This is a genomic window from Castellaniella hirudinis (assembly GCF_042651965.1).
Lineage (GTDB): Bacteria > Pseudomonadota > Gammaproteobacteria > Burkholderiales > Burkholderiaceae_B > Castellaniella > Castellaniella hirudinis.
Genome location: NZ_JBHSDY010000005.1, coordinates 297,735 through 310,425, shown reverse-complemented (window position 1 = coordinate 310,425; position 12,691 = coordinate 297,735). Strand labels below are relative to the sequence as shown.

General features: G+C 63.9%; 10 protein-coding genes. 3 read left to right on the top strand and 7 right to left on the bottom strand.

The genetic code is table 11. The features are described 5' to 3' along the window. The first annotated feature begins 117 nt into the window (after positions 1-117). The gene (locus tag ACFO0J_RS09685) at positions 118-468 is read left to right on the top strand and encodes an ArsR/SmtB family transcription factor (protein WP_376812860.1); all 351 of its coding nucleotides are present in this window, start codon (positions 118-120) and stop codon (positions 466-468) included. Positions 469-481: 13 nt separating this feature from the next. Here the strand turns inward: ACFO0J_RS09685 and ACFO0J_RS09680 are convergent, their stop codons facing one another. Continuing rightward, the gene (locus ACFO0J_RS09680) at positions 482-2,128 is read right to left on the bottom strand and encodes a methyl-accepting chemotaxis protein (RefSeq protein WP_376812859.1); all 1,647 of its coding nucleotides are present in this window, start codon (positions 2,126-2,128) and stop codon (positions 482-484) included. A 311-nt stretch (positions 2,129-2,439) separates the two neighbouring features. Between ACFO0J_RS09680 and ACFO0J_RS09675 the strand changes: the two genes are divergently transcribed. Beyond that, positions 2,440-3,378 carry a pyridoxal-phosphate dependent enzyme gene (locus ACFO0J_RS09675; RefSeq protein ID WP_376812858.1) on the top strand — a complete coding sequence of 313 codons (939 nt, stop codon included), beginning with the start codon at positions 2,440-2,442 and terminating at the stop codon, positions 3,376-3,378. A gap of 18 nt (positions 3,379-3,396) precedes the next feature. On the opposite strand, the gene ACFO0J_RS09670 is transcribed toward ACFO0J_RS09675, so the two are convergent. Then, on the bottom strand, positions 3,397-3,834 hold the full coding sequence (locus ACFO0J_RS09670) for an Lrp/AsnC family transcriptional regulator (RefSeq protein WP_376812857.1): 438 nt from the start codon (positions 3,832-3,834) through the stop codon (positions 3,397-3,399). 128 nt (positions 3,835-3,962) lie between these two features. Between ACFO0J_RS09670 and ACFO0J_RS09665 the strand changes: the two genes are divergently transcribed. Then, complete coding sequence (locus ACFO0J_RS09665) at positions 3,963-4,853, top strand: DMT family transporter (protein ID WP_376812856.1); 891 nt, start codon at positions 3,963-3,965, stop codon at positions 4,851-4,853. Between the two features lie 38 nt (positions 4,854-4,891). On the opposite strand, the gene ACFO0J_RS09660 is transcribed toward ACFO0J_RS09665, so the two are convergent. The 5 genes from ACFO0J_RS09660 to ACFO0J_RS09640 all read right to left on the bottom strand — a co-directional run bounded on the left by ACFO0J_RS09660 (position 4,892) and on the right by ACFO0J_RS09640 (position 12,277). Continuing rightward, on the bottom strand, positions 4,892-5,164 hold the full coding sequence (locus ACFO0J_RS09660; protein ID WP_376812855.1) for a hypothetical protein: 273 nt from the start codon (positions 5,162-5,164) through the stop codon (positions 4,892-4,894). Further along, a complete protein-coding gene (locus tag ACFO0J_RS09655; protein ID WP_376812854.1) occupies positions 5,151-6,686 on the bottom strand; it encodes a Fic family protein in 1,536 nt (511 codons plus the stop codon). The genes ACFO0J_RS09660 and ACFO0J_RS09655 overlap by 14 nt, the downstream gene beginning before the upstream one ends. Before the next feature lie 288 nt (positions 6,687-6,974). Beyond that, positions 6,975-8,954, bottom strand: coding sequence for an acetate--CoA ligase (gene acs / locus ACFO0J_RS09650; RefSeq protein WP_376812853.1), 1,980 nt, complete (start codon positions 8,952-8,954; stop codon positions 6,975-6,977). Between the two features lie 111 nt (positions 8,955-9,065). Next, positions 9,066-10,394 (bottom strand): MFS transporter, encoded by a 1,329-nt coding sequence (locus ACFO0J_RS09645; protein ID WP_376812852.1) that lies wholly within the window; start codon positions 10,392-10,394, stop codon positions 9,066-9,068. Continuing rightward, positions 10,391-12,277, bottom strand: a complete 1,887-nt coding sequence (locus ACFO0J_RS09640; RefSeq protein WP_376812851.1) for a propionate--CoA ligase — start codon at positions 12,275-12,277, stop codon at positions 10,391-10,393. Before ACFO0J_RS09640 ends, ACFO0J_RS09645 begins: the two co-directional genes overlap by 4 nt. Positions 12,278-12,691 lie beyond the last annotated feature (414 nt).

Here is a 12,691-nt window from a genome sequence, read left to right as displayed (position 1 = left end):
CCAGTTCGATAGTACGAAAACATGCGTACTATATCAGTACGCATTTTCTAGTACAATAGAACCGTACAGACCATCCGATTATTTACATATGCCCATCGTCAGGACTCAGGTGCGACCATGATCATGAACCACCCCGACCGGGACCAGATTCATCTGGAAAACGTATTGACGGCGCTGGGCAATCCCTTGCGCCTGACGGTCGTGCGGGTGCTGGCCGACGACGGCGAGCACCCCTGCAGCGCCGTACTCGACGGCATCCCCAAATCGACCCTGACCCACCACTGGCGGGTGCTGCGCAACAGCGGGGTGATCTGGCAGCGCCCCTATGGCCGCGAATACCTGCTGTCGCTGCGCCGGGAAGACCTGGATGCGCGCTTTCCCGGGCTGCTGGATTCTCTGCTGGGCGCCGTCCGGCACGACGGTCTGACCCGGGACACCACAGCCAAGAACCTGCCGCAACGCGGGTAGTGCAGCGGCGGGTTCAGGGCCGCTCGTCCGCCAACTGCAGTTCGGCGCCGATTGCCTGATTTTGCTTGCGCAGTGCCACGGCATCGGTCTGCGCGTGCGTTTGATCTTCCGGCTCGACCCGGAACACCATGATGTTGCTCCCGGCCTGCTCGGCCTGACCGCTCATCTGCGTCGACGCGGTCCGCAGCACATCGACCATCGCCGCGTTTTCCTGGGTGATGAGGTCCAGTTGTTCGAGTGCTGCACCCACTTCGACCACGCCCTGCGCCTGCCCGCCAGCCGCGCTGCTGATTTCTTCCAGCATGTGCTTGACGCGCTCGACGCTGGTCACCACATCGGCCATCCGCGACTGCGCCTGGGCCACGCTTTGATTGCCCTGCTGCGCCCGCGCCCGAGACTCCTGGATCAGGTGGCCGATGTCCTTGGCCGCAGCCGCAGTCCGCTGGGACAGCGCCCGCACCTCGGCCGCGACGACGGCAAACCCCCGGCCATGTTCACCGGCCCGGGCGGCCTCGACTGCTGCGTTGAGCGCAAGAATGTTGGTCTGGAACGCGACGTCCTCGATCACCTTGGCGAAATCGCCGACGTTCTGGGATGATGCGGTGATTTCCTTCATGACGTCCGACACGTCCCGCGTGGTTTCCTGGCTGGCCTCTACGGCCTTGACCGCATCCTGGGCAGCGTCCAGGCCGGACTGGGTCATCTGTGAAGTCTGTCCGACAGTGCGGCTGATCTCGCTCATCGTGCCAGTCGTCCGGACCAGGCTCGCGGCCTGGGTTTCCGTGCGCGAAGCAAGCTCGATGCTGCGGGAGGCGACGGCCTGCGCCATAGCGGACAAAGTGCGCAAATCATGGCGCACGTCCACCATGACGGTGCGGGTTGCCAGGGCCAACTGTCCAATGGGCAGCAGCAGCCTTCGTGCGGTGCCCTCTTCGGCCATCCGCACGAAGGCCGACAGATCACAGCTTGCCAAGCGTTCGGCCACCCGGACGACCTCGGCCTCCGGTTTGAGCCACGCGAACCGGATACCGGCCAGCGCCAACCCCGCCAGCAGCAGAGCGGCCAGCCCCTGAGCCCAAAGCGGCGCGCCAAACACCGCAGCGACAGGCGCACCTGCGGCAGCCAGGACGATGAACAAGCCCAGCCTCACGTCTCGCCGAGGATGCAGGACACGGCTAAGCAGACCCGCCGGACCACGGCGCCTGAGCATCCCGTTGCTCAGGACATGCTTCAGGCGCCGGCCGCCAGCGGCCTCGGCGTTCATCGTGTCGAACAGGCGTTCTGTCCGGGCAATCTCCTCCACCGTGGGCAAGGTGCGCACGGACAGGTAACCGACCGTCTGGTCCCCATTGCGCATAGGCGTCGCATTGGCCCGGACCCAGTAGGCATCGCCGTTCTTGCGCCGGTTCTTGATGACCGCGCTCCAGATTTTCCCGGCCTGAATCGTCTGCCAGAAATCACGGAAGGCTTCTTCCGGCACGTCTGGATGCCGCAGCAGATTGTGCGGCTGCCCCAGCAGTTCCTCGCGCCGATACCCGCTGACGCTGACGAAATCATCGTTGCAGTAGGTGATCCGGCCCTTGATATCCGTGATCGAAATCAGAGTCTGATTTTCCGGATAGGCATAAACACGGTGCGTGACGGGCAGGTTCTTGCGCATGATTCCACGGTTTTCGACCAGGCTCTTCACATTTGTCTATTTTTTCAATCAATTACAAAAGTGATAAAACAGCCTATTTCCCTACAAGCTACATAGGTATTGTATCAAAATATTTTTGACTCTTTAGTGTACGGAATATTCATAAAGTAATAAATAGTGAAAATAATACTTAACTATCCAGATTTCACTACCAATCCATGTCCGCAGCCAGGCGACAGCCTGAACCCGCACAGCGCGCGGCCCATGCGGCCCATGCGGCCGACCCGGATGCTGATACGATCTCCCATCCTCTATACACTGCGGCCTGTCCCATGCCCCTGCATATCCAAACCCCGCTGATCGAATCCGACCCCTTGAGCCAGGCCGCAGGCCGGCGTGTCCGGCTCAAGCTGGATGCCTTGCAGCCGCCGGGCTCCTTCAAGATCCGCGGCATCGGCCTGGCCTGCGAGACCCACGCCCGCAACGGCAAGCGCCGCTTCATCTCATCGTCCGGCGGCAATGCCGGGATTGCCGTGGCCTACGCGGGCCGACGCCTGGGCGTCCCCGTCGTGGTGGTCGTGCCTGAAAGCACGACCGAACGGGCGCGCGGATTGATCCGCCGGCAAGGCGCGGAACTCATCGTGCATGGCGCGGCCTGGCACGAGGCGAACGCGCTGGCACAATCGATGCTGGGCGACGAAGACGCCTTCGTGCATCCCTTCGACGACCCGATGCTCTGGCAAGGCCATGCCACGCTGATCGACGAGGCGGCCGAGGCCGGACCCAAGCCCGGCGCCGTGGTGCTGTCCGTGGGCGGCGGCGGCTTGTTGTGCGGCGTCATGGAGGGCCTGCACCGCAATGGCTGGAGCGACGTGCCGGTCATCACGGCCGAAACCCACGGCGCCGACGCCTTCGCCCGCTCGATCGCGGCGGGCGAGCGTATCGCACTGGACGCCATCACCAGCATCGCCACCTCGCTGGGCGCCAAGCAGGTCTGCGAGCAAGCGCTGAACTGGGCCGCACGGCATCCGGTGCGCCCGGTGGTCATCGATGACCTGGCCGCCGTACGCGCCTGCGAACGCTTCCTGGACGATCACCGCATCCTGGTCGAACCCGCTTGCGGCGCCAGCCTGGCGCTGGCCTATGACCAGGCTGAAGCCCTGCAAGGCTTTGACGATGTGCTGGTGGTCGTCTGCGGCGGCACCACGGCCGGCGTGGATGCGCTGCGGCAATGGCGGGACGATCTTGCGCTGATGCAAGGGGCTGCGTAGGCCAGGCGCGCATGCGCTTCAGTATGCGGGCAAGCGCCGCACCACCGGCTGCGACTTGACGATCGCGGTACTGGTTTCGGCCTTGTCCGTGATGCGCTCCAGGATGAAGTCCAGATGCTCGATGGAGCGCAAATGCAGGCGGGCGATGAAGCAGTCGTCCCCCGTGACCTTGTCGCATTCGGACAGCTCAGGGATGGCTTCGAGCAGCTTCTGGACAGCGTGCAGCTTGCCCGGCAAGGGCTTGACCCGCACGATGGCCTGCAAGGAATAGCCCAGGGCACGGGGGTCGACCTCGACGGTAAAGGCCCGAATGACGCCCCGATCTTCCAGGCGGCGCAAACGCTCTGAAGCACCCGGAGCGGAAAGTCCGATGTGTTCGGCAATGGCTTTGATCGGCATGCGGGCGTTGGCCTGAAGAAGTTCGACCAGGCGGCGATCCGTATCATCCAGGGCCATGGTTTTTCTCCGTCTTTACCTTTTTAAAAAAGGTATTTTTAAGCAAACCCATTTTTTATGGCAAGTGCTGATGCGAGAAATCCGGATAAATTAGCAAGTCATCGTTTCTATTCTGTGAGCAGGCTTTCATGACGGACAATACGCGCGGCACCCTGGAGATGACAGCGGCGATGGTGATTTCCGGCACGATCGGCTGGCTGGTCGTGCTGTCAGGCCGTCCGGTGACCGAGGTGGTGTTCTGGCGCTGCCTGTTCGGCGCCCTGACGCTGCTGCCCGTCTGCATGGCCATGGGATTTGTGCGGCGCGGCCAGGCCACCCGTCGCCAGCTCATGCTGGCAGCGCTCGGCGGGGTCGCCATCGTGTGCAATTGGCTGCTGCTGTTCGCGGCGTACTCACGTGCGTCGATTTCCATTGCCACGGCCGTCTACAACACGCAGCCATTCATGCTGGTGGGCCTGGGCGTCCTGTTCCTGCAGGAACGACTGACGCGGGCGAAGCTGGGCTGGCTGCTGCTGTCGTTTGTCGGCGTGCTGCTGATCGTACAGGCGCAGCCTGATGCCGACACCGGTGGCGGGGACTACCTGCTGGGCATCGGCATGGCGCTGGGCGCGGCATTCTTCTACGCCTTGGCCGCGCTGATCACCAAAATGCTCAAGGGGGTGCCTGCGCACCTGATCGCCCTGGTGCAGGTGTGCGTGGGGACCGTCCTGCTGCTGCCCATGGCCCTGCACAGCAGCGAGGCCATGGCGCCCTCAAGCTGGGCTCTCCTGGTGACCTTGGGTATCGTGCATACCGGGTTCATGTACATCCTGCTCTACAGCGCCATCCAGCGCCTGCCCACCCCGATGACGGGCACGCTGTCCTTCATTTATCCGGTGGTCGCGTTTCTGGTGGATGCCTTCGCCTTCGGGCACCGCCTGCATCCGATCCAGATGGTCGGCGCCGCGGCGATTCTGCTGGCGGCCGCCGGCATGATGCTGGGGCTGAAGTGGCGGCCACGACACCTGATCGAGCAATAGCGCAGCGCATCGGGAAATCAGTCAGAGCAGATTCTTGTTCAGCGCAGGCGCTCCTGCGCTTGGCGTACGTTGGGCCGCCAGGCTTCGGTCGCCACCATGTGAGGTGGGAAACAGCCAGCCTCGGCCAGCACCTCGCCGCCGCCCGTGTCCAGATCCAGCGCCGATTCCACGCCGGCCAGCCGCTGCGCGAGCAGGCGCGCGTAGCCCCACGGCGGGCGCTCCTCGCTGGCCCGCCCTTCCAGCCAATCAAAGCCCCAGCCACTCACGTCGGCTGCTTCGGCTTCGGCCAGCAGGTCGTCAAAGGGTTTCATTGGGTTCTTCGAAAGCGGAGCGCACAGCCTTGACCATCCGCTCCGCCAGGTGAGCGTCTTCCAACTGCGGGTAGGTTTTCCTCAATTTCCCGGAGATCTGCCAGCCGTTTTCCTTAAGCGAACGGATGATGCGGTTCGCGTCCTGATCCGGCATTTCCAACACCTCTTTAAGCTGCTCCTGGGCGCGCTGAAAGATAAGCAGCACACGGGCTTCGTCCGCCATTTCGGTGCGAACTGTATGCGCCACGACCTGTGCCGTGTACAGCACATGTTCCGTCAAATCGGGATAGCGCCACGCGAACTGCGCATCATCATCGTCATCAAAAACCAGATTGCTCGGGGTGCCATCTTTGTAAACAGCAAGCGCTCCAAAGCGATAGGACGCTGCATAGCGTTGCATGAACGGCCGCGAAAAGACCTCCAGCGTCCGATCGTAGCGCGCCCGGAAATCAATCGAGCTCGTGATGGTGGCGGATACCGGCAAGATCACCCCGCCCGGCACTGCCTGGTCACGAATCAGGGTGTCGTTGATCAGGAAGCGATGAATCCGGCCATTGCCATCCCGCATGGGGTGGATGTACACAAAGGCAAAGGCAATGACAGCCGCCCGGATCAGCGATTCGGCGCCCCGTGTGGCCCGCTCGAAGCCTTTCAGGCCATCGAGCAATTGCGGCAAGATCTCGAATGACGGGGCGATGTAATGCACGATGTCCTGGTGCAAGGTCGCCTGCCCCACAAAGACCGGTGAATGCCGCAAGCCCAGCCCAACGGCCTCACGCCCCAGGATTCCGGCTTGCAAGGTCTGCAAGCTGCGGGGACTCAAGGGATCGTCGATATGGCCGCAGTGCTGGGCGATCACGTGGGCAAACCGCTGGATCCTGTCAGCTTGATCCGCCTCCTTTTCGATCAGAAAACTGGCACGCGATTCCTTGAATGTCAGCCAACTGGCCGTACGCATCAGAATATCGGCACCAAAGGTCTGGTTCAGTTCGCGCAGCGCCGCATTCAGGTCAAACCGCAGCGCCTCCTGCACAGCCCCGGTACGACGCACCAAGGGGCAGAAGTCAGGTACGCCGGGCAGGTTATCGAAAATGCGCCAACGCGGTACCCGCAGCGGCTTGCAGCGGGTCAGGTACTGCTGCGTCGACACTGCATCAACATAGCCCCCATTGCTCACGTCCGGCACATCCAGACGCTGCCCCGTCAGCCATTCATAAAGAAACCCGGTGCGTCGGGCATACTGGCCAAAGGGCGTCCGGCGGCACCAAGCCTCGATGGGTTCTGGACCAACACTGGCAAATAGCCGGGCGAAGAATTCGAGATGAATTTCTTCGTACTTCAGACCAAACTCGAAATGCCCGGCGAAGTCGTCCGCTGGCGTGTAGCTAGTAGGAAACTTGTTCTCAAGCCGTCCGGCGTTTTCACGGCTCACCCGCGTTGTACCGATGATCGATTCGACGCGGAGAGGCTGTGCAAGCGCGATGCCATAGCGGTCGGCCAGCGCTGTGAAACCGACTTGCATGCTTGAATTTCCTAACGAGAGCTCAAAAACGATAATTTACAAGATATAGAACGCGAAAACACTAATTACATGCGCACGAAAACACTACAAACAACTCTAATTTTATAACAAATAGGCTATTCCAGACGAAAGCGTTAACGAAAACGCTCACATAATACGTCGGTCACGCGCATCCAGGACATTGAGAATCAATCGACTATGACGGCTCCAAATGAAAGGGGCGGGATGTACTCCCGCCCCTTAGGCTGTGTCCGACGCGCTGGATCACAGAGCGCCGTTCAACACTCGTTACCGCACCTGGGCCAGTTGATCCAGGATACCGGGGTTTTCCAGCGTGGAGACGTCCTGGGTGATGGGCTCACCCTTGGCGACCACGCGCAGCAGGCGGCGCATGATCTTGCCCGAACGCGTCTTGGGCAGGTTTTCACCGAAACGGATCTCGCGCGGCTTGGCGATGGGGCCGATTTCCTTGGCCACCCAGTCGCGCAATTGCTTGGCCACGACGGCGGCCTGATCGCCTTCGGGCATGGCGCCGTTGAGCACCACGAAGGCCACCACGGCCTCGCCGGTCGTGTCGTCCGGGCGGCCGACCACGGCGGCTTCGGCCACCATTTCGTGCGCCACCAGGGCCGACTCGACTTCCATCGTGCCCAGGCGGTGGCCCGAGACGTTCAGCACGTCGTCGATGCGGCCCATGATCCAGAAATAGCCGTCCTTGTCGCGCTGCGCACCGTCGCCCGCCAGGTAGTAGCCCTTGAGTTCTTCGGGGAAGTAGGTCTTCTTGAAACGTTCCGGATCGCCCCAGACCGTGCGGATCATCGAAGGCCACGGGCGGCGGATCACCAGGAAGCCGCCCTTGCCGCGCTCGACTTCTTCGCCGGTCTCATCCACGATGGCGGCGTCGATGCCGGGCAGCGGCAGCGTGCAGGAACCCGGCTTGAGCGGGGTCACGCCCGGCAGCGGCGTGATCATGTGCGCGCCGGTTTCCGTCTGCCACCAAGTGTCGATCACCGGGCAGCGCTGGCCGCCGACGTTGTTGTAGTACCAGACCCAGGCTTCGGGGTTGATGGGCTCGCCCACCGAGCCGATGATGCGCAGGCTGCTGAGATCAAAGGATTTCGGGTGGACCTTGGCATCGGCCTCGGCCGCCTTGGTCAGCGAACGAATGGCCGTCGGCGCCGTGTAGAAGGTCGTGACCTTGTGTTCCTGGATCATCTTCCAGAAACGCCCGGCGTCCGGATAGGTCGGCACGCCTTCGAAGACCACCTGGGTCACGCCGGCAGCCAGCGGACCGTAGGTGACGTAGGAGTGGCCCGTGACCCAGCCCACGTCGGCCGTGCACCAGAACACGTCGGTCGGCTTGGCGTCGAAGGTCCATTTCATGGTCATCAAGGACCACAGCAGGAAACCGGCGCTGGAATGCTGCACGCCCTTGGGCTTGCCGGTGGAACCGGACGTATACAAAATGAACAGCGGGTGGTCGGCGTCGACCGGCACCGGCGGGCAGTCGGTGGACTGGCCCTGGATGGCATCGTGCCACCACAGGTCGCGGTCGGCGTGCCACTGGACGTCGGTCCCGGCGCGCTTGTAGGTGATGACCTTGCGCACGGCTTCGCAGCCGCCCATGGCGATGGCCTCGTCCACGGCGTTCTTCAGGGGGATGGCCTTGCCGCCGCGGAACTGCGCGTCGGCCGTGATCACCAGCGAGGCGCCGACGTCCACCGTGCGTTCGTGGATGCTCTTGGACGAGAAGCCGCCGAACACCACGGAATGGATCAGCCCCAAGCGGGCGCAGGCCTGCATGGCGACCACGGCCTCGATCGACATGGGCAGGTAGATGATGGCGCGCTCGCCGGCCTGATAGCCCAGGGATTTGATCACATTGGCGAACTGCGACACGCGCGCGTGCAGTTCTTTGTAGGTGACCTTGGTCACCTGGCCGTCATCGGCCTCGAAAATGATGGCGGTGCGGTTTTCGGCGGGGGTGCCCAGGTGCTTGTCCAGGCAGTTGGCCGAGACGTTCATCTGGCCGTCGGGATAGAACTTGTAGAACGGCTTGTTCGACTCGTCCAGCACTTGAGTGAACGGTTTGGACCAGACCAGGTTTTCATTGGCCAGGCGGGCCCAAAAGGCGTCGGGGTCGCGCTTGGCTTCGTCGCACAAGGCCTGGTAGCCCTCCATCCCCGATACATTGGCCTGCTTGACGAGGTCCGCCGGCGGCGGAAACACTCGGTTTTCCACCAAGATGGATTCAATTCCCGTGGTCATGGCTCGCTCCTGAGTTTAGTGATGTTTAGTAATGCGTTCACTTTATGTTTGAATATTGCAACCGTACTGCACGATGCTTACTCGATACTGACAAATGCTACCCGCCTTCGCTCAGGCCGCGTCACGCGCCCGCATGCCGCGTTCGAAATCCAGACGCCCCAGCAGCGCCAGCCCCGCCAGAAAGAACAGGCCGGTCGCCAGCAAGGCGACGCGATGGTTGCCCTCCGTCACCCAGACCAGCACACCGTAGGACAGCGGCCCGACGACGGCCGCCAGTTGCACGGCGAACGTCCACAAGGCAAAGAATTCCGCGGGACGGCCGGTCGGCGCCAACACCCCGACCATGGCCCGGCCTGCGCTCTGGCTGGTGCCCATGCACAGCCCCGCCAAGGCGGCGGCCGACCAGAACACCGGCAGCGACTGGGCCGAGACGGCCAGCAGCACCATGACGATCCAGCCCGACAGGGTCAGGGCCAGCGCCTTGCGATGGCCGATGCGGTCCTGCAAGTAGCCAAAGCCAAAGGCGCCGACAGCCGCGCCTATGTTCACCAGGAACACCAGCAGCATGGTCTGCTGCATGCCGAAGCCCATGACCTCGGTGGCGTAGACGGCCGACAGCGTGATCACCACCGCGATCCCCGCCTGGTAGCAGGCAATGCACAGCAGCAGACGGCGAAAATCGGGGAAGTCACGGCGGGTTTCGCGCCACGCCGCCCGCAACTGGACCAGCATCGCCACCGGCTGGCGATCCGTCCCGGCGCCGGGTTCGCGCAGCCACAGAAAAGCCGGCAACGCCGCCGCCGCGAACAGGACGGCCGTCAGCCCCATGATCCAGGGGACGTAGGCCTGGGCCGCCAAGCCGTCGGCTTCCGCCGTGGAGGCCACCCACAAAGCCAGGCCCAGGGCCAGCATGCCGCCGAAATAGCCGAAGCTCCAGCCCCAGCCGGACACCCGCCCCATGGCTTCTGGCCGGGCCAGCCCCGGCAGAAACGACGCCACAGCGGATTCGCCGATGCAGTAACAGATATTGGACAGCGCCAGCCACAGCAGCCCCCACGCGATGTCGCCCGGCCCCACGCTGGCCAGCGTCGCCGTGGCCAGCACGCACCCGGCGGTACTGAGGAACAATAGCCGGCGATGGCCGGCGCGGGCATCCGCACGCGCGCCCAGTCCCGGCATCCACAGCATCACCACCAGATAGGACAGCGACAGCGCCATCGTCAGCGCCAAAGTACCCCAGCTTTTCCCGGCCGCCACCACGCCGACGAAATAGGCGTTGAACACCGTCGTCAGCACCACTGTGGTGTAGCCGGAATTGGCGAAGTCGTACATCGCCCAGGACCAGACCTCGCGCCGCCCCACGCCTGGCCGCAGCGGTGAATCGGCGCGCGCGGCGGCCCGGTCTCCGTCCTCCGGACGCACGCCCCGGCCTGCGCTCACAGCGCCTCGCGGATCTGGTCGAGCGCGGTCGGGTCCTCGATCGTCGTCAGATCACCCGGGTCGCGGCCTTCGCACAGCGCCACGATGGCCCGGCGCAGGACCTTGCCCGAACGCGTCTTGGGCAGACTGTTGACGAACAGGATGCGCGCCGGGCGGGCCACCGCACCGTTGCGCTGCTCGATGACGCGCTTGATTTCGGCCTCCAGGCGGTCCCGGGCGCCGGACGCGTCCAGCGCGGCCGGGTCGCGCAGCACGGCGAACGCCATGGCTTCCTGGCCCTTGAGCTGATCGGCCACCCCCACCACGGCCGATTCCGCCACGGCCGGGTGCGTATTGACCGATTCCTCGATCTCGCGCGTGCCCAGGCGGTGCCCGGCCACGTTGATCACGTCGTCGGTGCGGCCCAGGATGTACCAGTAGCCGCTTTCGTCCACCAGGCCCCAATCGGAGGTCGAATAGCAGAGGCGCCCGGGGAAGGACTGAAAATACGTGCGCACGAAGCGCTCGTCATTGCCCCAGATCGTGCTCATCGCGCCCGGGGGCAGCGGCGGCTCGATCGCCACCACACCCTTCTGGTTCGGACCGCTGTCCTGGCCGGTAGATTCACTGACCACCCGCACGTCGTAGCCGTAGACCGGGAAGGACGGGCTGCCGAAACGCGTCGGGACTTCTTCGACCCCGGGCTGGGCCGACAGGATCGGCCAGCCGGTTTCGGTCTGCCAGTAATTGTCGATCACCGGTTTGCCCAGGGCCTCGGACAGCCACTGGCCGGTCAGTTCGTCCAGCGGTTCGCCCGCCAGGTAGATGCGATCCAGGCTGGACAGGTCGTGGCGGCTGAGCAGCGCCGGATCGTGTTTTTTCAGGACGCGGATCGCCGTCGGCGCGGAGAACAGCACGTTGACGCGGTAGGTTTCCACGATGCGCCAGAGGATGGCGGCGTCGGGGCGCACCGGCGTGCCCTCGTACATGACGGTGGCCTGGCCGTTGAGCAGCGGCCCGTAGACCACATAAGAGTGCCCCACCACCCAGCCCACGTCGCTGCTGGAAAAATACACGTCGCCCGGCTTGCCGCCGTAGACGTATTCCATGGACGCGCACAGCGCCACCGCGTAACCGCCGACGTCGCGCTGGACGCCCTTGGGATTGCCGGTCGTGCCCGAGGTATACAGGATATAGCTGGGTTCATTGGATTCCAGCCAGACCACCGGCACCTGGACGTCCAGATGACGCGCGCGCAACGGCGCGTAGTCCAGATCGCGGTCCGCCGTCAGGTCCATGGGCGCCAGGCCCCGGTTCACCAGCACGACGTGTTCCGGCGCATGGGACGCCTGGGCGATCGCCTGGTCGAGCAGCGGCTTGTAGGCGATCGGCCGCCCGCCGCGCGAGCCGGCGTCCGTGGAGACGATCACGCGCGGCTGCGCATCATCGATGCGCTGCGCCAGGTTGTGCGCGGCAAAGCCGCCGAACACCACGGAATGGATGGCCCCGAGCCGGGCGCAGGCCAGCATGAAAAAGGCCGCCTGGGGAATCATGGGCAGGTAGATCAGCACGCGGTCGCCCTTGACGACCCCGAGTTCCTGCAGGGTCGCGGCGGCGGCGTTGACCTCGCGCGCAAGGTCGGCGCGGGTGTAGACGATTTCCTGGTCGACTTCCGTGGACACCCAGATCAGGGCGGGCTGGTCGCCCTGGGTATCGAGCCAGCGATCGACGGCGTTGTAGCACAGGTTGGTGCGTCCGCCGACGAACCAGCGCGCGAACGGCGGCCGGGAATAATCCAGCACCTGGGTGAAGGGGGTTTCCCAGTGGATGCGCTGGGCTTCGCGCGCCCAGAAGGCCTCCCGATTCTGGATCGACTGGCGATGGAACTCGCGGACTTTCTGCATGGGTTCGTCTCCGGTGCCACCCTGCGGCCCGGACCGGGCGCGGGTGTTTCTATAGGAAATGGATGGGTGACATGCTACACCCTGGGTTGAAGTTACAAGGTCATCCTGACGCGAGGCTGACAAGTGGACGCCCCCACGCTGCGCAGCCTTACGGCCGCTTGCATCCACCTCGCGGCCTGCATGCCGCTCGGATGCGTCAGGCGCAGGTCAGTCCACAAGGACTGCCCCGCGTCCAGACTTATCCCCCCGAGGGGGCGCTTTTCGCCTTGGGGCGGCCCGGCGGCGAAAAGATCATTTTTTCGAAAGTGTTACGGGCACTTTACTCGACCCGGTCGATCTACTAAACTCGGTGAGTTGTCCGCAGGGCGGGCAACCCCCCAGATCAACCCGACGTCCGGTATCCGGCCAGTCTGC

What these genes read in the sequence shown, in the direction of transcription:
- ACFO0J_RS09685 (WP_376812860.1), top strand. Translation starts at nt 118, where the DNA reads ATGATCATGAACCACCCCGACCGGGACCAGATTCATCTGGAAAACGTA.
- ACFO0J_RS09680 (WP_376812859.1), bottom strand. Translation starts at nt 2,128, where the DNA reads ATGCGCAAGAACCTGCCCGTCACGCACCGTGTTTATGCCTATCCGGAA.
- ACFO0J_RS09675 (WP_376812858.1), top strand. Translation starts at nt 2,440, where the DNA reads ATGCCCCTGCATATCCAAACCCCGCTGATCGAATCCGACCCCTTGAGC.
- ACFO0J_RS09670 (WP_376812857.1), bottom strand. Translation starts at nt 3,834, where the DNA reads ATGGCCCTGGATGATACGGATCGCCGCCTGGTCGAACTTCTTCAGGCC.
- ACFO0J_RS09665 (WP_376812856.1), top strand. Translation starts at nt 3,963, where the DNA reads ATGACGGACAATACGCGCGGCACCCTGGAGATGACAGCGGCGATGGTG.
- ACFO0J_RS09660 (WP_376812855.1), bottom strand. Translation starts at nt 5,164, where the DNA reads ATGAAACCCTTTGACGACCTGCTGGCCGAAGCCGAAGCAGCCGACGTG.
- ACFO0J_RS09655 (WP_376812854.1), bottom strand. Translation starts at nt 6,686, where the DNA reads ATGCAAGTCGGTTTCACAGCGCTGGCCGACCGCTATGGCATCGCGCTT.
- acs (WP_376812853.1), bottom strand. Translation starts at nt 8,954, where the DNA reads ATGACCACGGGAATTGAATCCATCTTGGTGGAAAACCGAGTGTTTCCG.
- ACFO0J_RS09640 (WP_376812851.1), bottom strand. Translation starts at nt 12,277, where the DNA reads ATGCAGAAAGTCCGCGAGTTCCATCGCCAGTCGATCCAGAATCGGGAG.